Raw genomic sequence first — 19,405 nt, forward strand, 5'->3', positions numbered from 1 at the left:
TCGTCGCGTCAGGGCCGAGCGCGATCGTCGGACGCCGTCCTCCGGACGGCGGCGGGGCGGCGGCTGGGCGAGGATGCCCGGGTGGCCGCTGAGGACGTCTCCCCCGAGGACCCCTTCCCCCGGCAGCGGGTGACCGTCCGCGGCACGGAGATGGCGTACGTGGACGTCGGGGAGGGGGATCCGGTCGTCTTCCTGCACGGCAACCCGACGTCGTCCTACCTGTGGCGCAACGTCATCCCGCACGTGCGCCACCTGGGCCGGTGCATCGCGCCGGACCTGGTCGGCATGGGGGAGTCGGGCAAGCTGCCCGACCCGCGGCGCGGCACCTACTCCTTCGCCACCCACGCGCAGCACCTCGAGGAGTTCCTCGACGCCGTCGGCGTGCACCGGCGGGTCACCTTCGTGCTGCACGACTGGGGCTCGGCGCTGGGCTTCGACTGGGCCCGCCGGCACCCCGAGCAGGTGCGCGGGCTGGCGTTCACCGAGGCGATCGTCACCCCGATGACCTGGGCGGACTGGCCGCCCGACGCGCGCGGCATCTTCCGCACCATGCGCGGCGACGACGGCGAGACCGTGGTGCTGGACAAGAACGTCTTCGTCGAGCGGATCCTGCCGGCCTCCACGCTGCGGGGTCTCAGTCCCGAAGCGCACGAGCGGTACCGGGCGCCCTTCCGCGAGCGCGAGGACCGCTGGCCCACCCTCGAGTGGCCCCGGCAGATCCCGCTGGACAACGTGCCGCCGCTGGTCCGCGACGTCGTCGCGCGGTACGGCGTCTGGTTGCGCGGCAGCGCCGTCCCCAAGCTGTTCCTGGACGCCGAGCCAGGCTCCATCCTGGTCGGCCGGCAGCGCGCGCTGGTCCGCAAGTGGCCCTCGGTCTCAGAGGTGACCGTGCCGGGCTCGCACTTCGTGCCCGAGGACTCCCCGCACGCGATCGGGCGGGCCCTGGCCGACTGGATCCCGACCCTGGCCTGAGCCGGGTCGCCCGCTCTTCCCGCACCGTTCACCGGGAGCGGGCCGCGCCGTCGACCTCCGCTCTCCCTGCGCCGCCCACGCTGGCGGCGTGCGCGTGGCAGTGGTCACCGAGTCCTTCCTCCCGCAGGTCAACGGCGTCACCAACAGCGTCCTGCGCGTCTGCGAGCAGATGCGGCGGCACGGCGTGCAGGTGCTCGTCGTCGCGCCCGGCCCGGGCCCCGGGGAGTACGCCGGCGCGACCGTCGTCCGGTCCCCGTCGGTGGCGCTCCCGCGCTACGCGGGCTTCCGCGTCGGCCGCCCGTGGCCGGGGCTCGGGCGGGTCCTGCGCGAGTTCGCCCCCGACGTCGTCCACCTCGCGAGCCCGGCGGCGCTCGGCGCCTCGGCCGCGCGGGTCGCCCGCCGCCTCGACGTCCCGGTCGTGGCCGTCCACCAGACCGACCTGGTCGGCTTCGCCGCCCGCTACGGCCTGCCCGGCGTCGGCCGGATGGTGTGGGCGGGCCTGCGGCCGGTGTACGCCGGCGCCGCGGCGACCCTGGTCCCCAGCCACCCGGTGGCCGACGAGCTGCGCGCCCGGGGCGTGCCGCGCGTGCGGCTGTGGGCCCGCGGCGTCGACTCCGCCGCCTTCTCGCCCGCCCGCCGCGACCCCGCGCTACACGCCCGCCTCGCGCCCGGCGGGGAGGTCGTCGTCGGCTACGTGGGCCGGCTGGCCGCCGAGAAGGAGCTGCACCTGCTCGCGGGCCTGGACCGGGTCCCCGGCGTCCGGCTCGTGCTCGTCGGCGACGGCCCGCAGCGCGAGCGGCTGCAGCGGGCGCTGCCCGGCGCGGTGTTCGCGGGCTTCCGCGGCGGCGCCGAGCTCGGCGCCTGGACCGCCTCCCTCGACGTCTTCGTCCACCCCGGCTCGTCGGAGACCTTCTGCCAGGCGGCGCAGGAGGCGCTGGCCAGCGGCGTCCCGGTGGTCGCCCCGGCCGCCGGCGGGCCGCTCGACGTCGTCACCGCCGGCCGGACCGGCCTGTTCTTCACCCCCGGGTCGGCGGCCGACCTCCGCGCGCAGGTGGCCCGGCTGGTGGCCGAGCCGGACACCCGCGCCTGGATGTCCCGCGCCGCGCGGGCGAGCGTGCGCGGCCGCACCTGGGACTCCCTCGGCGACCAGCTGCTCGGCCACTACACCGACGCGCTCGCCGGCCGCGCCGCCGCGCCCGCCGCCCCGGAGCGCGTCGCGTGAGCCGGGTCGTGCAGGTGGCCAACTTCGTCACCCCCACCTCCGGTGGCCTGCGCACCGCCCTCGCCTCCCTCGCCGCCGGCTACGCGGCCGCCGGCCACGAGGTGGTGCAGGTGGTGCCCGGCCCGCGCGCGGCGACCGAGGACACCGCCTGGGGACGGCGGGTGCAGCTGCCCGGCGTCCCGCTCCCGGGCACCGGGTACCGGCTGCTGCGCCCGGCGCCGGTGCTCGCGGCGCTGGCGGACCTGGCGCCCGACCGCGTCGAGCTGCACGACCGCACCACCCTGCGCGCGGTGGCCGGCTGGTCCCGGGACCGCGGGGTCCCGGCGCTGGTGGTCAGCCACGAGCGGCTCGACCGGTGGCTGCGGCAGTGGCTGCCGGCCGCACCCGGCGTGCCACGGGCGGCCGACCGGCTCGCCGACCGCGCCAACGCCGCGCTGGCCGCCGCCGGCCGCGTCGTCTGCACGACCGACTGGGCGGCCGAGGAGTACCGACGGGTCGGGGCGCCGGTGACCGTGGTGCCGCTCGGCGTCGACCTCGGCACCTTCACGCCCGCCCGCGCCGACGCCGGCCACCGTCGCGACGGCGGGGTGCTGCTGGTGACCGCCACCCGGCTGTCGCGGGAGAAGCGCCCCGACCTCGCCGTCGCCGCCACCGCGGAGCTCGCCCGCCGCGGCCTGCCGGTGCGGCTGCTGGTCGCCGGCGACGGGCCCGCGCGCGGGGCGCTGGCCCGCCGCGCCGCGGGCCTGCCCGTCTGGTTCCTCGGGCACGTGCCGGACCGGGCCGCGCTGGCGGGCCTGCTCGGCGCCGCCGACGTCGTGCTCGCGCCCGGCCCCGTGGAGACGTTCGGCCTGGCCGCGCTGGAGGCGCTGGCCTGCGGCACGCCGGTCGTGGTGTCCGCGGACTCCGCACTGCCGTCGGTGGCCGGGCCGGCCGGGATGGCCGCCGCCGGCACCGCGGCCGCGCTGGCCGACGCCGTCGAGGCGCTGCTCGCGGTGAACCCCGGTGCACGCCGCGAGCGTGCCCGGCGGCGCGCGGAGCGGTTCCCGTGGACGGCGACGGTCGCGGGGTTCCTCGCCGCGCACGGCCTCGCGGCGCGGGAGCGGGCGGCATGAGGATCGCGGCGCTCGGCGACAGCACCAGCTGCGGTGAGGGCGTGGGCGTGCGGGTGCCGGCCGCCCGCACCTGGCCGTCGGTGCTCGCCGCCGCCGTCCCGGGCGCCCGGCTGACCCTGCTGGCGCGGGCCGGCGCCCGCGTCCGCGACGTGCGCGCCGTCCAGCTGGCCGCCGCCGTCGCCGGGGCGCCCGACGTGGCCACCGTGCTGGCCGGGCTCAACGACGTCTCGCGGTCCGACCTGGACCCCGCCGCGCTGGCCGACGACCTCGCCGCCGTCGTGTCCGGGCTGCGCGCCGCCGGGGCCGTCGTCGTGCTCGGCCGGCTGCACGACCCCGGCGGCATGCTGCCGCTGCCGGCGGGGGTGCGGGCCGCCGTCCGCGGGCGGGTGGCCGCGGTCAACGCCGCGGTCGACGCGGCGGCGGCCGGCCCTGGCGTGCTGGTGCTGGACCTCGCGGCCGTGCCGTCCGTGACCGACCGCCGGGCCTGGGACGTCGACCGGCTGCACCCCACCGCGGCGCTGCACGCCCGGATCGCCGTGGTCGCGGGCGCGCTGCTCACCGCGGCCGGCCTGCCGGTCCGCGTGCCGGACGCGCCGTCGCTGCCGCCGGCGCCCGGCCCGGCGCGCGAGCTCGCCTGGGCGGCGCGTCACGGGCTGCCGTGGGTGGCCGCGCACCTCACCGGCCTGGTGGCCGCCGCCCGCGAGCTGGGCGACCCCCGGGCCGTCGGCTCCGCCCGCGACGGCGAGCCGGCGCCCGGCGGAGGACCCGGGGTCTGGCCCGCGCGGGTCAGCGGCGGGAGCGCTTGACCGCGTACATCGCGGCGTCGGCCCGGCTGAGCAGGGTGTCGGGGGTGTCGCCGGCGCGGGAGAGCGCCAGGCCGGTGCTCGAGCGCAGCGCCGGGCCGCCGTCGGCGGGGGAGGCGAGCGCGGCGGACAGCCGCTCGGCGAGCCCGCGCGCGGCCGCCTCCGTCGCCGTGCCGGGGCACAGGACGACGAACTCGTCGCCGCCGATGCGGGCCACCGTGTCGCCCGGGCGGACGACGGAGGTCAGCGCGGCGGCCATCCGCACCAGCGCGGCGTCGCCCGCGGCGTGGCCGAGGGTGTCGTTGACCTGCTTGAACCCGTCGAGGTCGCAGTAGAGGACCGCCGCGGGGAGCCCCTCGCGCTCCTGCACCCGCAGCGCCTGCTCCGTGCGGTCGAGCAGCAGCGCCCGGTTGGGCAGGCCGGTGAGGGCGTCGTGCAGGGCGGCCTCGCGCAGCCGGGCCTCCAGCTCGACCTGCGCGGTCACGTCCATCATCGCCACGACCGCGCCGGTGGGGCGGCCGGCGTCGTCGCGGATCCGCGTCCCCGACGCGCGGAGCACGCGCAGCGGGTGCCCGGGCAGGTCGATGGCCATGTGCGCGTCGCGCACCCGGTCCTCGGTGTAGACGCGGGCGAGCGGCACCTCCGCCAGCGCCAGCCGGCGGCCGTCGGGGGTGCAGAGCCCGAAGCGCTCGACGACGTCCTCGGTGAGTTCCGCGCCGGCCACCTGGTCGGCGTGCTCCTCGGGCAGGCCGTGCCACTGCCGGCCGAGCCGGTTGAACAGGGTGATCCGCCCGTCGGCGTCCGCGGCCACGACCCCGACCGGCAGCGCCTCGAGCAGCGCCCGCGTGAAGGCCTCCGACCGCGCCGCGTGCGACGCCGCGGCCTGCGCCTGGTCGCGGTCGGCGGCGCGGGCGGCGGCGAGGACGGCGAGCTGCCGCGCCTGGCGGCGGCGCTGGAACAGGGCGACGACGACGCCGGCGAGGTCGGCCAGCCGGTCGCCGGCGTCGGCCGGGAAGGCGTGCGGGGCGGTGTCGAAGACGCACAGCGTGCCGACCGCCAGCCCGTCGACGAGCAACGGCGCGCTCGCGTAGGCGCGCACCGACGACCGCCGGCCGTCCACCCACGGGTTGTCCGCGTAGCGGGGGTCGGTCGAGAGGTCCGCGTACACCCGCACGCGCGGGCCCTCGGCGGTCATCGTCGCGCACAGCGACTCCTCGGCCGGCGAGGAGCAGCCCGGGAAGCCGTGCGGCACGAGCTGGTGCTGCTCGCAGGCGTCGAGCAGGTTGAGCGTCGCGCACGGCACCCCGGTGACCGCGGCGGCCACCCGTACGACGGCGGCGAGCTCGGCGTCGCGGCCGAGCTCGGCGAGGTCGAGGGCGCCGGTGGCGCGGTCGGGGGTCGTGGTCGTGCTCATGACCGGGACAACGGCCGGTGCGGGACCGGTCCGCAGGAGCCGCCGCCGCGCCGTCCCCCGATCAGGTGAGGACGCGGACGGTCTCCACGGCGGCCACGACGGCGAAGACGACGAACAGCACCGCGGCCGCGCGGCGGATGAGCGCCACCGGCAGCCGGTCGGCCAGCGCCTTGCCGAGGAACACCGCGAGCGCGGAGACGGTGAGCAGCGCCGCCCACGCCCCGATGAAGACCGACACGGGGGAGTCCAGGCGCGCGGCCAGGCCCGCGGTGGCCAGCTGCGACAGGTCGCCCCACTCGGCGGCGAACAGCACGCCGAAGGAGACCGCGGCCGCCCGCAGGAACGACGTCCGCTCCCGGGTGTCGGCGGCCTCCCCGCCGTCCTCGGGGCCCTCCGCCGCGCTGCGCCACAGCAGCACCGCGCCGACGAGGAACAGCACCGCCACGACCCCGCTGACCAGGGCCTGGGGGAGGAGCGACAGCAGGCTGCCGGCGGTCACCGCGATGGCCACCTGCAGGCCGAAGGCGGTGCCCACGCCGACGAACACCGGCAGCGGCGGGAACCGGGTGGCGAGCACCAGGCTGGCGAACAGCGTCTTGTCCGGCAGCTCCACCGGCAGGACGAGGACGAACGCCGTCGCGACGACGGACAGGACGATCACGGGCTGGCTCTCTTCCGCTCGGCACCGCCGGGCGGGGGCGCACGCCTCCGACCGGCAGCGCACACGACTGCTCCGGTCGAAGGTCTCGCCCACCCGCGCTCGCGCACGGGCCCGCTGACCGGGCCGCCCCCGGGGGACGTGCCAGCGTGTCGACCAGCGGACGGGGGGCTACTCCCCTTCTCGGCCGCAGAGCCTAGCCGAGCCGGCGCGACAAACCCGGTGCGCGCTGGTGTGCTGCTCGTTACGGTCGCGCCGTGCCCTTCCGTTGACGCCCGTCCCCCGCCCCGCTTCCGCCGGCCGCCCGGGCCCTCGCCCGGCTGGCCGTGGCCTGGACCGCGCTGTCCGGCCTCGCCCCGGTGTACCCGCTCTACGCGCTGCTGTTCCTGGACACCGGGCTGACCGAGCCGCAGGTCTCCGCGCTGTTCGCGCTGTGGTCGCTCACCGCGCTTGTGGCCGAGGTGCCCACCGGCGTGCTCGCCGACCGCTGGTCCCGCCGCGGCGCGCTCGTGCTCGGCGGCGTCCTCGAGGCCGTCGGCTTCGTGCTGTGGACCGTCACGCCGGGCCTGGCCGGCTTCGCCGCCGGCTTCGTCGTCTGGGGCGTGGGCGGCGCGCTGGTGTCCGGCGCGGCCGAGGCCCTGGTCTACGACGGGCTGGCCGCGGCCGGCGCCGAGGACGCCTACGTCCGGGTCAACGGCGCCATGACCGCGGCCGAGCTGCTCGTGCAGGTGCCCACCGCCGTGCTGGCCGGCCTCCTCGTGCAGGCCGGCGGCTACGCGCTGGTCGGCTGGGTGAGCGTCGGCACCTGCCTGGCCGCCGCCGGGCTCGCCACACGCTTCCCCGAGCCGCCGCGCACCGCCGACGACGACGGGCCGGAGGTCCCGCTGCGGACCGCCGTCGGGACGGCGCTGCGCCGCCCGGGGGTGCTGCTCGCGGTGGCCGCCGTCGCGCTGCTCGGCTCGCTCGACGCGATCGAGGAGTACTTCCCGCTCATGGCCCGCGACCAGGGCGTGCCGACGGCGGTGGTGCCGGCCGCGGTCCTCGTCGTCGCCCTGACCGGTGCCGCGGGCGCGGCGCTCGCCGGCCGGGCGGCGCGGCTGCCCTCGCGGGCGTTGCCGCTGCTGCTGCTCGCCTCGGCGGTGCTGCTCGCCGCCGGCGCGCTGGCCGACGGCCTCCCCGCCGTCGCCGCCGTCGCGGTGTCCTACGGCCTGTACCTGGCGGTGCTGGTCGTGGGGGAGGCCCGGCTGCAGGAGCGGCTGCCCGCCGCCGTCCGCGCGACGGTCACCTCGGTGGCGGGGCTGGGCATCGAGCTCGGCGCGCTGCTGGTGTTCGCCGCCTGGGCCCTCGACGGCGCCCTCGCCGTGGCGGTCCTCTTCGCGTTGGTCGCGGCCGTCACATCGTCGGCCTTCCGGCCGACACCGCGGCCAGGTGCCGTCCCCGACCGGCGCTGAGCCCTGCCACGCCGTCCCGGCCGGGAGCCTCCGGCCCCGCGGCCGGTCCGCCGTCCCTACCTCCCGGTCCTCCGGGCGATGCGGGCGGCGAAGACGCCGGCGGCGTGGCCGTTGTCGATGTTGCTGACGACGACGCCCGGCGACGCCGAGTTGAGCATCGTGAGCAGCGAGCCGAAGCCGCCGAAGGAGCCCGGCTGCCCGGTCGAGGTGGGCACCGCGACGATCGGCACGTCCGTCATCGCTCCGACCGTGCCGGCCAGCGAGGCGTCGAGGCCCGCGACCACGACCAGGCAGTCGACGTCGTCGAGCAGCGTCCGGTCGGTGAGCAGCGGCCGCAGCCGGCTGCCGCCGACGTCGTCGACCCGCACGACCTCGGTGCCGGTCACCCGGGCGACGAACGCGGCCTCGGCGGCCACCGACGCGTCGGCGGTGCTGGCGCACAGCACGCCCACCCGCCCGACCGGCTCGGGCACCGGGCCGACGGCGGCCGACATCGCCGCGGCGTCGACTGTGGAGCCCGGGTGCGCGGACGCCAGCGCGACGAGCGTGTCGGCGCTCGCGCGCACCACCAGCGCCGGGCGGTCGGGGTGCGCGTCGCGGGTCTCGCGGACCAGCGCGAGCACCTGCTCGGTGGAGCGGCCCACGCCCCAGATGACGTCGGGCTCGGCCGGGCGCGCGGGCGGCGCCGCGGGCCCGGGCGCCAGCGCCGGCTCACCCGGGCCGCCGAGCGACAGCGGCGGGTCGGCCGGCCGGGCGGGCGCCGCGAGCAGCGCGGCGAAGCCGCCGACGGGGTCCAGCGGCGACGTCTGCACCGGCGGCACCTGCACCGACGCCGTCGCGGGCCCGGCGGGCGGCGCCTGCTCGGCCTCCGGGGCGGCGTCGGGCGCGCGGGTCTGGGTGACCGCCGAGAGGCGGACGACGCGGTCGCGGCCGCTGCGCTTGGCGTCGTAGAGGACGCCGTCGGCCGCGGCGAACAGCGTGCGCCGGTCGTCGCCGCGGGTGGCGGAGGCGATGCCCACGCTGATCGTCACCGGCAGGGTCAGGCCCAGCGCGGCCCAGTCGTGGGCGGCCACCGCGCGGCGCACCCGCTCCAGGGCCCGCTCGGCCTGCTCGGCGGTGGTGTCGGGCAGCAGGACGACGAACTCGTCGCCGGCCCACCGGCACACCTCGTCGGTGTCGCGGCAGCCGGCGATGAGCAGCTCGGCGACCGCCCGCAGCACCGCGTCGCCGCCGGGGTGGCCGACGGCGTCGTTGATGGCCTTGAACCGGTCGACGTCGACGACGGCCAGCGCGGGCGTGGTGCCGGCGCCGAGCAGCCCGTCGAGGCGGGCCTCGGCGTAGCGCCGGTTCGGCAGGTGGGTGAGCGGGTCCTCGTAGGCCTGCCGGCGCAGCTGCCCGGCGGCGCGCTCGTTCTCCAGCAGGCTCTTGCGCCGGCCGAACAGCTCCACCCAGCGGGTGCGCCGCTCGTCGACCCGGTCGAGCTCGTCGGCGAGGTAGGCCTGCAGGTAGGGCAGCGCCCGGCCGGCGTCGTCGAGCTCGGCGTGCAGCGTGCACAGCTCGCGCAGCGCCGACCGCCGCAGCCGGGGCAGGCCGTGCTCGGTGGCCAGCGCCAGCGCCTTGGCCAGCTGCTGGTCGGCGCCGCGGCCGTCGTCCTGGCGGCGCAGCGCGCGGCCCAGCGCCAGCAGCGCGGAGGCCAGCAGCGCGCGGTCGCCGCGGGCGCTGGTGGTGCGGACGGCGGCGCGCAGCGGGCCGGTGGCCGCGGCGTGCTCGCCCAGGCCGACCAGCGCCCAGCCGTGCACCACCTGCGCGGCCACGACGCCCTCGGCGTCGGGTGGCAGCTGGGCCAGCGCCCGCTCGGCCAGCCCGCGCGCCTCGGCGAACCGCGGCAGCGCGGCGTCGGGGTCGCCGTCGTCGAGCAGCGCCTCGCCCAGCTCCGCGCACAGCTCACCGAGGCAGGTGGCCGCGCGGGCGGCGAGCACGTCGGGGTCGACGCCGGCGTCGAGCACGCCCGCGTCGGCGGCCGCGGCGGCGGTCTCCAGCGCGCGGCGCTGGTAGTCCAGGGCCAGCGGCATCAGCTCGAGGTCGGCCAGGACGCCGGCGAGGGTGCCCAGGGTGTCGACGAGCAGGGCGCTCGGGGGCAGCGCGGGGTCGAGCAGGCTGGCCGCCTCGACCGCCTCGTCCATCGCCGCGTCGATCCGGCGGGACAGCAGCTCGATGCGGGCGTGCCGGGCGAGGCCCGCGGCGCGCTGCAGCTCGTCGTCGCTGGCGTCGAAGGCGGCCTTGGCCGAGCGCACGAGGGCGATCGCCTCGGCGGCGTGCGCGGCCGAGGCCGACCGCGGGTCGCCGTCGCCGCCGTCGAGCAGCCCGGCGACGCCGGCGTGCAGGTCGAGGGACTCGGTGGCCTCGGGAGCGTCGAGCGGCTCGCCGACCAGCGTGAAGCCGGCCACGCGCAGCCGGCGCACCAGCAGCTCGGCGCGCAGGGTGTCGGCCCAGGCTCGGCCGAGGGTGGGCGCGTCGTCGCGGTCGTCGGACCCGGGGGCGCCGGCCTCGGCGGGGGCTGCGTAGGGCGTCGAGGAGTCGACGACCGACAGCAGGCGCTCGGCGTCGTCGAGCTGCCAGTTGGCGAGGGCGGCGGTCACCCGGTGGTGCAGGGCTCCCGGTGGCACCAGGGCACTGTGCACGCCGTCGGGGCCGGATCCGGGCATCCCGGCGCGGGCGCGTCGTGTGGCGGAGGTCCCGTCGCCCGTTCCGTCACTGCCGTCCCAGCTGGGCCGGGCGCCGGTCACGGCGCGGCCTCCGGCGGGGCCTGGTCCCCGGCCGCGGTGCCGGCCCCGCCGTCACCGTCGACGAGTCCCGGCGCCCGCACCCGGTTGCGCCCGCCGCGCTTGGCGGAGAACAGGTGCAGGTCGGCGGTGTCGAACAGCGACCGCCAGCCGACCGGCACGGACCGGTCGTCGGCGGCGGCCGGGGCGGTGGCCACCCCGATGCTCACGGTGATCGGCTCGCTCAGCGGCAGGTCGGCCCAGTCCGCCTCGGCCACGGCGGCCCGCAGCCGCTCCACGGCGGCCAGCGCCTGCCCCTGGGTGGCCGCGGGGAGCACGACGAGGAACTCGTCGCCGGCCCACCGGTACACCTCGTCGCCGGCCCGGCTGTGCTCGCGCAGCAGCGCGGCGACCCGGCGCAGCACCTCGTCGCCGTGGGTGTGCGAGGTGTCGTCGTTGACCTCCTTGAACCGGTCGACGTCGACGACGGCCAGCGACAGCGGCTCGGCGCCCAGCCGCAGCCCGGCCAGCCGGCGCTCGGCGCTGCGCCGGTTGCCCAGGCCCGTGAGCGGGTCCTCCAGCGCGTGCCGGCGCAGCACCGCGGCCTGCCGCTCGGCCTCGCGCAGCCGGCTGCGGCGGACGAACATCTCCGCCCACAGCTCCCGGCTGCGGGCGTGCGCGCGGCCGGTGTCGGAGCGGTAGGCGTCGAGCCAGTACAGGGCCTCGGCGGGCCGGCCCATCGCGGCGGTGGCCTGGCCGAGCTCGAGCAGGCACTGCCGGTAGCGGCGCCGGTCGGCGGTGGCGGCGAAGGCGCCCGCGGCGTCGACCAGCAGGCCGGCGGCCTCCTCGCCGCCCCCGCCGCCGCTGTGCTCCTGCGACAGCCGGGTGAGCAGCCGGGCCAGGGCCAGGTCGGCGTAGCCGCGCAGCCAGGTGCTGCCGCTGCGGTGCACCCGCCGGTGCACCGACCGCAGCGGGCCCAGCGCGTCGTCGGGCTCGCCGTGGCAGGACAGGGCCCAGGCCTGGACGACGTCGAGCTGGTCGGAGTCGTCGGGGTCGGGCTCGACCGCCAGCGCGCGGGCGTCGGAGGCGGCGGCGATCGCGGCGCCGGCCAGCTCGCGGGCGCGGGCGGCCTGCCCGCGGCGGCGCAGCGTCTGGGCGAGCTCGACCCGCTGCTGGGCGCACAGCCGCAGCAGCTGCCAGCGCTCGCCGAGGTCGGGCAGCCGCTCCGCCACCGCGCAGCCCCGCTCCGCCTGTGCGACGGCGAGCTCCTCGAGGTCGAGCGCGGTGAGGGTGAGCGAGAGCCACAGGTGCGCCTGGACCACCTCGGGTGAGGGGGTGCCCGCGGCGGGCTCGGCGGGCGCGAGCTGCTCGGTCAGCAGGCTGGCGTCGACGGCGAGCAGCATCGCCGCGTCGAGGCGGTCGGCGGTGGCCTCCACGTGCGCCAGGTAGGCCAGCACCAGCGCCGTGGACGCCGAGGGGGCGCAGGCGCCGAGCGCCTTGCGGGCCGCGGTCACCCCGTCCGCGGCGGCGTCGCGGTCGCCGTCGAGCAGGGCGCGGCGGGCGGCCAGCGCCGCGCGCCAGGCGGCCCAGCGGGGCTCCGCGGCGGCGGCCAGCGCGGGCTCGGCGTCGTCGAGCCCGGCGCGGAAGGCCGCGTCGTCGTCGCGCCGGTCGGCGGCCAGCAGGAGCCGCAGCGCAGCCTCCAGGTGACCGTCAGTGACGGGAGGGGAGCCGGGGGTCACGCTTCCCTCCTCCTCGTCGCCGGTCGTCCGGCCACGCCTGGCCGACGGCGAGGCAGTTCCCCCCGGACGGGATCTCGACCCCTGCCCGACCGCACTACCCTCGTCGGGTGCTCCAGACGCCTCCGACGCGGTTCGCCTATCTCGGGCCCGAGGGTACCTTCGCCGAGGCGGCGCTCAGCAGCGCCGTACCCCCCGGCGAGGGGGTGCGGCAGCCCGTCGCCAGCGTCCCGGCGGCGCTGGCCGCCGTCCGGGCGGGCGAGGCGGACGCCGCCCTGGTGCCGTTCGAGAACTCGGTCGAGGGCTCGGTCCCGACCACCATGGACGGCCTGGCCGACGGCGACCCGCTGGTGGTCGTGCGCGAGGTCTTCCTCACCGTGGCCTTCGTCCTCGCCGCCCGTCCGGGCACCGCCCTCGCCGACGTGCGGACCGTCGTCAGCCACCCGCACGCCCTCGCGCAGACCGCGCGCACGGTGGCCGGGCTGCTGCCCGACGTCCCCGCGCTGCCCGCCTCCTCCACCGCGGTCGCCGCCCGCGCGGTCGCCGACGGCGAGTACGACGCCGCGGTCTGCGCGCCGATCGCCGCCGAGCGCTACGGGCTGGTGCCGCTGGCCGAGGACGTCGCCGACCACCCCGGCGCCGTCACCCGCTTCGTCCTGGTGTCCCGGCCGGGCGCGCTGCCCGAGCCCACCGGCAACGACAAGACCTCGCTCGTGGTGGTCGTCGCCGACCGCACCGGCGCGCTGCTCGACGTGCTGCGCGAGTTCACCGTCCGCGGCATCAGCCTGACCCGGATCGAGTCCCGGCCCATCCGCGACCGGCTGTGGGTCTACTCCTTCTCCCTCGACTGCGAGGGGCACGTGGCCGAGGCGCGGGTGGGCGAGGCCCTGGCCGCGCTGCACCGGGTGAGCGAGGACGTGCGCTTCCTCGGCTCGTACCCGCGCGCCGACGGCCGCACCAACCGGCCGGTCCCCGGCGAGGCGGCCGACGCCGCGTTCACCGAGGCCGGCTCGTGGCTGGCGCGGCTGCGCGCCGGCGAGGTCTGAGGCCGACCTCCGCGGACCTCAGGCGGGTTCCAGCTCCCGCTCGGGCTCCGGGTCGCGCCGGCGGGACAGCCGGCTCGGCCACCACGTGCGGTCGCCGAGCAGCGCCACCGCGGCCGGCACCACCAGCGAGCGGACGACGAAGGTGTCCAGCAGCACGCCGAAGCCCACCAGGAAGGCCAGCTGCGTCAGGAACAGCAGCGGCAGCACCGACAGCGCCCCGAACGTCGCGGCCAGCACCAGCCCGGCCGAGGTGATGACCCCGCCGGTGACCGCCAGCGCCCGCAGCACGCCGTCGCGGGTGCCGTGCCGCACGGACTCCTCCCGGGCCCGCGTCATGAGGAAGATGTTGTAGTCGATCCCCAGGGCGACGAGGAACACGAACCCGATGAGCAGGATGCCGGGGTCGCTGCCGGGGAAGCCGAAGACGCCGTCGAACAGCAGCGCCGCGACGCCGACCGTCGCCGCCACGCTGAGCACCACCGTGGCCATGAGCAGCAGTGGCGCCACGAGCGACCGCAGCAGCAGGGCCAGGACGATCGTGATGACCACCAGCACGCTCGGCACGATGACCCGCAGGTCGCGGCCGGCGGTCTCGCGGGCGTCGAGGTTGCTCGCGGTGTCCCCGCCGACCAGCGCCCCGGGGTCGGCGTCGTCGAGCGTCTCCCGCAAGCCGGAGACGACGTCGAAGGCCTCGGTGCTGTCGGCGGCGACGGCGAGGGTGACGTCGAGGCGCACCAGCCCGTCGGCCACGACCGGGTCGCCGCCGGGCGGGCCGCCGGTGAACGGCACGACCGACGCCACGCCCTCGGCCGCCGCGGCGGTCTCGGCCACCTCCTGCCAGCTGTCCTCCGGCGTCACCACGACGGTCGGGCTGCCGGAGCCGGCGTCGAAGTGGCGGGCCAGGGCCTCCTGCCCGTCCACGGCGTTCGACTCGCCCCGGATCGCGTCGCTGAAGGTGATGCCCGAGGCGTCGTAGCTCGGGGCGAACACCGCCGCGGCGACCAGCGCCAGGACGCTCGCGGCGAGCACCCGGCGCGGCCGGCGGCCGACGAGCGCGGCGACCCGCGGCCAGCCGCGGCCCTGCCGGGGCTGCTGCCCGACGTGCGGGCGGAACGGCCAGAACGCCGCGCGGCCGAGCAGCGCGAGTGCCGCGGGCAGGAAGCTCAGCGCCGCGACGACGGCGAGGGCCACGCTCACCGCCGAGATCGGCCCGAGCCCGCGGTTGGAGGCCAGGTCGGAGAACAGCAGGCACAGCACGCCGAGGACGACGGTCGCGCCGGAGGCGACGATCGGCTCCCAGGAGCGGCGCAGCGCGGTGCGGATCGCGACGAAGCGGCTCTCCTCGCGCTGCAGCTCCTCGCGGAACCGGGCGACCAGCAGCAGCCCGTAGTCGGTGGCCGCGCCGACCACGAGGATCGAGGCGATGCCCTGGCTCTGCCCGTTCACGGTGATCCAGCCCTCGCGGGCCAGCAGGTAGGCGACGGCGTTGCCGGCGGTGAGCGCCAGGCCCGCGGTGCCGATGACCAGGAACGGCAGGATCGGGCTGCGGTAGACGACGAGCAGGATGAGCAGCACGACGCCGAAGGCCGCGGCCAGCAGCAGGCCGTCGATGCCGGCGAAGCCGTTGGCGAAGTCGGCGAAGATGCCGCCGGGCCCGGTGACGAAGCTGTCGGTGCCCTCGACCTCGACGGCGGCGCGCAGGTCCTCGACGACGGCGACGATCTCGTCACCGAGCTCAGGGCTCAGGGGCAGCACGGCCTGCACCGCCTCGCCGTCCTCCGACGGGATCGGCGGGGAGGGCTGCCCGGCCAGGGCGCCGGCCTCGTCCGCGACGGCGGCGGCCTCCTCGAGCGCCTGCCCGACCGACGCCAGCGTCGCCTGGTCGAGAGGGCCGTCGCCCTCCCACAGCAGGATCGCCGGGATGGCCTCGGTGGGGCTGAACGCCTGCGCCAGCTCCGCGACCCGGGTGGACTCCGCGCTGTCGGGGAGGAAGGCGGCGTTGTCGTTCTCCTGCAGCCCGGTCAGCTGCCCGCTGAGCGAGCCGAGCGGCGCCGCGGCCCCCAGCCAGGCGAGGAGGACGACCAGGGGGAGCAGCCAGCGGACCCGGCGGGCCATGATGGGGTCCTCTCGACGACCGATCATCTCGATGATCGAGAGATTACGGGGGTGAGGGGATGACCCGCAACGTGGACCAGCGTGTCGACGTCGCGCTGCTGCTGCGCCGGCTCACCGTCGAGCTCGACGCGGTGGGGGAGCGGTTCGCCGAGGCGCACGGGCTCGGCCGCACCGACGTCCGCGCGGTCATCGCGATCATGGACGCCGCGCGCCGCGGCGAGCCGCTCACCGCCGGCGGGCTGGGCGCGGCCGTGCGGCTGAGCTCGGCGTCGGTGACCGCGCTGGTCGACCGGCTGGAGCGGGCCGGGCACGTGCGCCGGGTGCGCGACCCCGCCGACCGCCGTCGCGTCGTCCTGGAGATGACCGAGCCGACGATGGCCGCCGGCGGCGCCTACTTCGGCGGGCTGCAGCGGGGCCTGCTCGCCGCGATGGAGGGCTACACCGACGACGACCTCGCCGTCGTCCGCCGCTTCCTCGCGGGCATGACCGACGTCGTGGTCGCCCACGAGGCATAGGAAGCGATACGCACGTCCCTGACGCCCAGACGTGCGTGTCGCTTCCTATGCCTGGACGTAGCGGGCCAGGTGGACGGCGAGCGGCTCGAGGCCCACGGTCGCGCGCCGGTCGTCGAGCCGGTCGGGGTCGGCCACCGGCCACAGCACCGGCCGCCCGTCGACGACGTCGGCCACCTGCGTCCCGTAGGTCTGGTGCCGGCCCTCGGTGACGGCGACCCGGTCGTCGAGCATCGCGAGCTGCTGGGCCGGCGCCCGCCCGTGCTCCACCGCCTCGCGCAGCAGCCGCAGGGCCAGGCGCTGCACCGACAGCTGGGTGTCGGCGTGCTGGGCGACCAGCCAGGCGCCGCGCGCGGCGACCTCCCCGACCCGGTCCGCGGTGGGCCAGCCGCCGGCGAGCAGCTGCTCGAGCCGGTCGGCGTGCCGCACGAAGACCGCGCGCCGCTCGCGCCGGGCCTCCACCGGCGCCTGCTCCACCGCGCCGCCGCCGGTGCGGGCCATCAGCTCCCGCTGCTCGCCCGCCATCGCCTCGAGTTCGGCGCGCAGGGCCTCGTCGTCCATCCGGAGCCTCCCCGTGTGCACGTACCGCGCCGCAGCCTGCCCGGTCGCCGCGCTGCGTGCACACGGCGTCAGAACTAGGGCGTCAGGGCCACGGCGTCAGAGGTAGAGGCCGGTGGACTCCTCGATCCGCTCGGCGGCGACGGCGTGCACGTCGCGCTCGCGCAGGATGACCAGCTCCTCGCCGTGCACCTCGACCTCGTGCTGGTCCTCGGGGGAGAACAGCACCTGGTCGCCGACCTTCACCTGGCGCACGCTCGCGCCGACGCCGCGGGCCTCGCCCCACACCAGCCGCTTGGCCACCTGGGCGGTCGCCGGGATGAGGATGCCGCCGGTGGAGCGGCGCTCGCCGTCCTCCCGGCGCAGGGCGACCAGGACCCGGTCGTGCAGCATCTTGATCGGCAGCCCGCTGCCCCTGGCGACGTCGGATGGCACGGCGGTCACGGTACGCGGGCGCTATCCCCAGCCGAGCTCGTGCAGCCGCTGCTCGCCGATGCCGAAGTGGTGCGCGATCTCGTGCACGACGGTCACCGTCACCTCCTCGACCACCTCCTCGGCGGTCTCGCAGACGTCGCAGATGGCCTCGCGGTAGATCATGATCCGGTCGGGCAGGTCGCCGCCGTACTGCCAGCCGCGCTCGGTCAGCGCGTGGCCCTCGTAGAGCCCGAGCAGGTCCGGCTCGTCCTCGTTGCGGTCCTCCACGAGGACGACGACGTTGTCGAGCAGCGCCATGAGCTCGGCGGGGACGGCGTCGAGGGCGTCGGCGACCAGCGACTCGAAGACCTCGCGCGGGAGCGGCCTCACCAGCTGGTGGGCAGCGGGCGGCCCTCGTCGTAGCCGGCCGCGCTCTGCACCCCCAGCACCGCGCGCTCGTGCAGCTCGTCGATGGTCCGGGCGCCGGCGTAGGTGCACGACGAGCGCACCCCGGCGACGATGCCGTCGACGAGGTCCTCGACGCCGGGCCGGGCCGGGTCGAGGTACATGCGGGAGGACGAGATGCCCTCCTCGAACAGGCCGGCGCGGGCCCGCTCGAAGCCGCTCTGCTGCGCCGTGCGGGCCTTGACCGCCCGGGCCGAGGCCATCCCGAAGGACTCCTTGTACAGCCGGCCGCTGCCGTCGTCGTGGATGTCGCCGGCGCTCTCGTAGGTGCCGGCGAACCAGGAGCCGACCATCACGTTGGCCGCGCCGGCGGCCAGGGCGAGGGCGACGTCGCGCGGGTGGCGCACGCCGCCGTCGGCCCACACGTGCTTCCCGAGCCGGCGGGCCTCGGCGGCGCACTCCTCGACGGCGGAGAACTGCGGCCGGCCGACGCCGGTCATCATCCGCGTGGTGCACATGGCACCGGGCCCGACGCCGACCTTGACGACGTCGGCGCCGGCCTCGACCAGGTCGCGGGTGCCCTCGGCGGTGACCACGTTCCCGGCCACCACCGGCACGGACCCGGCCACCGACCGCACCGCGCGCACCGCCTCGACCGCCTTCTCCTGGTGGCCGTGCGCGGTGTCGACGACGAGCACGTCGACCCCGGCGGCCAGCAGCGCCGTCGCCTTGCCGGCGACGTCGCCGTTGATGCCGACCGCGGCCGAGGTGAGCAGCTGCCCCTCGCCGTTGACCGCGGGCGTGTAGAGGGTGGAGCGCAGCGCGCCCTTGCGGGTGACGACGCCGACCAGCCGGTCGCCCTCGACCACCGGAGCGGCGCTGACCCGCTCGCCGGAGAGCACGTCGAAGACCTTGGGCAGGTCGGTGCCGGCCGGGACGGTGAGCGGGTGCTCGGCCATGACCTGGGAGAGCTGGCTGAAGCGGTCCACCCCGCGGCAGGCGCCGTCGGTGACCACGCCGACCGGCACCACGTCCTCGCCCCGGCCCTCGACCACGACGACGATCCCGTGCGCACGCTTGGTCATCAGCGACAGCGCCTCACCGACCGTCGACGACGGCGCCAGCGTGATCGCGGTGTCGTAGACCGGGTGCCGGGCGTGCACCCACGACACGACCTCGGCGACGACGTCGACCGGGATGTCCTGCGGCAGCACCGCCAGGCCGCCGCGGCGGGCGATGGTCTCGGCCATCCGCCGGCCGCTGATGGCGGTCATGTTCGCCACGACGACCGGGATGGTGGTGCCCACCCGGTCCGGGGTGGTCAGGTCCACCTCCAGGCGCGAGCCCACGGTGCTGTGGCCCGGCACCATGAAGACGTCGGCGTAGGTGAGGTCGGTCGCCGGGCGCTGGCCGTTCAGGAACCGCATGCCCCCGAGTGTCCCGCACGGGACGGCGCGGCCGCCGGTCCTCACGCGGTGCGCCGGGCTCCCAGTGCCGCCGACACGCCGACGACGGCCAGCCCGGCGCCGGCCACCAGCACGAGGGCGGTCGCCCCCGCGCCGAGGCTGGAGACGAGCGCGCCGACCAGGACCCAGCCGGCGGCCAGGACGAACGCGGGCTGGCCGTGCAGCAGCCAGGCCAGGACGGCGGCGGTCAGGGCGGCGCCGGCGACCAGCAACGCGGGCACCAGGGTGCCGACGGTCAGCCGGCCGGGGAGGACGGTAGCCGCGTTCACCCACACGGCCGCGCTGGCCCACCCGGCGTAGAGGCCGACGCTGCCGGTCAGCAGCAGGCGGGTGGCCCGGTCGGCGGGTGTCCGGACGAGGACGCGCAGGCACACCAGCAGGGCGGCCAGCATCCCGGCGAAGACCGGGACGGTGAGCACCGGCAGCCGGGCCGCGGCCACGAGCCAGACGACGAACCCCACCTGCGCCACCGACAGGGGGACCTGCACCCGGCGCCACGGATCGGCGGTGGCCCGGCGCAGGGGGAACCCGTACACGGCGGCGGCCAGGCAGCCGAGGACCACCGGACCCCAGATGGCGAAGAAGGGCCCCGGCGGCACGATCACCGGGTCGCTGCCGGACCCCTGGTCGAACCCCGCCAGCGCGGGGCTCACGGCCTGACCGACCGCGGTCGCCAGCAGCAGCCAGCGCGCACGGCTGCCCGGTGCGGGGGTGGTCACGGCGTCCTCCTCGCGGTCGGGTGCCCGGACTTCGCCTCCC

Annotated in this window: 17 protein-coding genes; 7 read left to right on the top strand and 10 right to left on the bottom strand. The window is 77.8% G+C overall.

What is annotated here, in order from left to right:
* Nucleotides 1–81: 81 nt before the first annotated feature.
* From BUE37_RS00320 to BUE37_RS00335, 4 genes are all read left to right on the top strand, one after another.
* Nucleotides 82–972 (top strand): haloalkane dehalogenase, encoded by an 891-nt coding sequence (locus BUE37_RS00320; RefSeq protein WP_073417814.1) that lies wholly within the window; start codon nt 82–84, stop codon nt 970–972.
* Nucleotides 973–1,060: 88 nt separating this feature from the next.
* Nucleotides 1,061–2,194 (top strand): glycosyltransferase family 4 protein, encoded by a 1,134-nt coding sequence (locus BUE37_RS00325; RefSeq protein WP_217651086.1) that lies wholly within the window; start codon nt 1,061–1,063, stop codon nt 2,192–2,194.
* Nucleotides 2,191–3,306, top strand: coding sequence for a glycosyltransferase (locus tag BUE37_RS00330; protein ID WP_073417818.1), 1,116 nt, complete (start codon nt 2,191–2,193; stop codon nt 3,304–3,306). Before BUE37_RS00325 ends, BUE37_RS00330 begins: the two co-directional genes overlap by 4 nt.
* A complete protein-coding gene (locus tag BUE37_RS00335; protein ID WP_073417820.1) occupies nt 3,303–4,112 on the top strand; it encodes a GDSL-type esterase/lipase family protein in 810 nt (269 codons plus the stop codon). The genes BUE37_RS00330 and BUE37_RS00335 overlap by 4 nt, the downstream gene beginning before the upstream one ends.
* Here the strand turns inward: BUE37_RS00335 and BUE37_RS00340 are convergent.
* Nucleotides 4,093–5,523: a diguanylate cyclase domain-containing protein gene (locus tag BUE37_RS00340; RefSeq protein ID WP_073417822.1), complete on the bottom strand. Its 1,431-nt coding sequence runs from the start codon at nt 5,521–5,523 to the stop codon at nt 4,093–4,095. The genes BUE37_RS00335 and BUE37_RS00340 overlap by 20 nt on opposite strands.
* Nucleotides 5,524–5,584: 61 nt before the next feature.
* The gene (locus BUE37_RS00345; protein WP_245794214.1) at nt 5,585–6,184 is read right to left on the bottom strand and encodes a TMEM165/GDT1 family protein; all 600 of its coding nucleotides are present in this window, start codon (nt 6,182–6,184) and stop codon (nt 5,585–5,587) included.
* Nucleotides 6,185–6,507: 323 nt separating this feature from the next.
* Here BUE37_RS00345 and BUE37_RS00350 point away from each other — a divergent pair, with 323 nt between their 5' ends.
* Complete coding sequence (locus BUE37_RS00350; RefSeq protein ID WP_073417824.1) at nt 6,508–7,632, top strand: MFS transporter; 1,125 nt, start codon at nt 6,508–6,510, stop codon at nt 7,630–7,632.
* A 56-nt stretch (nt 7,633–7,688) separates the two neighbouring features.
* Here the strand turns inward: BUE37_RS00350 and BUE37_RS00355 are convergent, their stop codons facing one another.
* A complete protein-coding gene (locus tag BUE37_RS00355) occupies nt 7,689–10,298 on the bottom strand; it encodes a diguanylate cyclase domain-containing protein (RefSeq protein ID WP_245794215.1) in 2,610 nt (869 codons plus the stop codon).
* Nucleotides 10,299–10,414: 116 nt separating this feature from the next.
* Nucleotides 10,415–12,133, bottom strand: a complete 1,719-nt coding sequence (locus BUE37_RS00360) for a GGDEF domain-containing protein (RefSeq protein WP_083628088.1) — start codon at nt 12,131–12,133, stop codon at nt 10,415–10,417.
* Nucleotides 12,134–12,240: 107 nt separating this feature from the next.
* Here BUE37_RS00360 and pheA point away from each other — a divergent pair, with 107 nt between their 5' ends.
* Nucleotides 12,241–13,176 (top strand): prephenate dehydratase, encoded by a 936-nt coding sequence (gene pheA / locus BUE37_RS00365; RefSeq protein ID WP_073417828.1) that lies wholly within the window; start codon nt 12,241–12,243, stop codon nt 13,174–13,176.
* Between the two features lie 18 nt (nt 13,177–13,194).
* On the opposite strand, the gene BUE37_RS00370 is transcribed toward pheA, so the two are convergent.
* Nucleotides 13,195–15,291: an MMPL family transporter gene (locus BUE37_RS00370; RefSeq protein ID WP_073417830.1), complete on the bottom strand. Its 2,097-nt coding sequence runs from the start codon at nt 15,289–15,291 to the stop codon at nt 13,195–13,197.
* Between the two features lie 59 nt (nt 15,292–15,350).
* Between BUE37_RS00370 and BUE37_RS00375 the strand changes: the two genes are divergently transcribed.
* Entirely contained in the window at nt 15,351–15,806 is a 456-nt protein-coding gene (locus BUE37_RS00375) for a MarR family winged helix-turn-helix transcriptional regulator (protein WP_073417832.1), read from the top strand.
* A gap of 45 nt (nt 15,807–15,851) precedes the next feature.
* On the opposite strand, the gene BUE37_RS00380 is transcribed toward BUE37_RS00375, so the two are convergent.
* The 5 genes from BUE37_RS00380 to BUE37_RS00400 form a co-directional block, all read right to left on the bottom strand.
* The gene (locus BUE37_RS00380) at nt 15,852–16,364 is read right to left on the bottom strand and encodes a DUF6624 domain-containing protein (RefSeq protein WP_073417834.1); all 513 of its coding nucleotides are present in this window, start codon (nt 16,362–16,364) and stop codon (nt 15,852–15,854) included.
* A gap of 96 nt (nt 16,365–16,460) precedes the next feature.
* Nucleotides 16,461–16,796 (bottom strand): GroES family chaperonin, encoded by a 336-nt coding sequence (locus BUE37_RS00385; protein ID WP_244274091.1) that lies wholly within the window; start codon nt 16,794–16,796, stop codon nt 16,461–16,463.
* A 21-nt stretch (nt 16,797–16,817) separates the two neighbouring features.
* Complete coding sequence (locus BUE37_RS00390; protein ID WP_073417836.1) at nt 16,818–17,165, bottom strand: metallopeptidase family protein; 348 nt, start codon at nt 17,163–17,165, stop codon at nt 16,818–16,820.
* Nucleotides 17,162–18,607, bottom strand: coding sequence for a GuaB1 family IMP dehydrogenase-related protein (locus BUE37_RS00395; RefSeq protein WP_073417838.1), 1,446 nt, complete (start codon nt 18,605–18,607; stop codon nt 17,162–17,164). Before BUE37_RS00395 ends, BUE37_RS00390 begins: the two co-directional genes overlap by 4 nt.
* 41 nt (nt 18,608–18,648) lie before the next feature.
* A complete protein-coding gene (locus BUE37_RS00400; RefSeq protein ID WP_073417839.1) occupies nt 18,649–19,365 on the bottom strand; it encodes a hypothetical protein in 717 nt (238 codons plus the stop codon).
* Nucleotides 19,366–19,405 lie beyond the last annotated feature (40 nt).

It is taken from the genome of Geodermatophilus nigrescens, assembly GCF_900129495.1.
GTDB lineage: Bacteria > Actinomycetota > Actinomycetes > Mycobacteriales > Geodermatophilaceae > Geodermatophilus > Geodermatophilus nigrescens.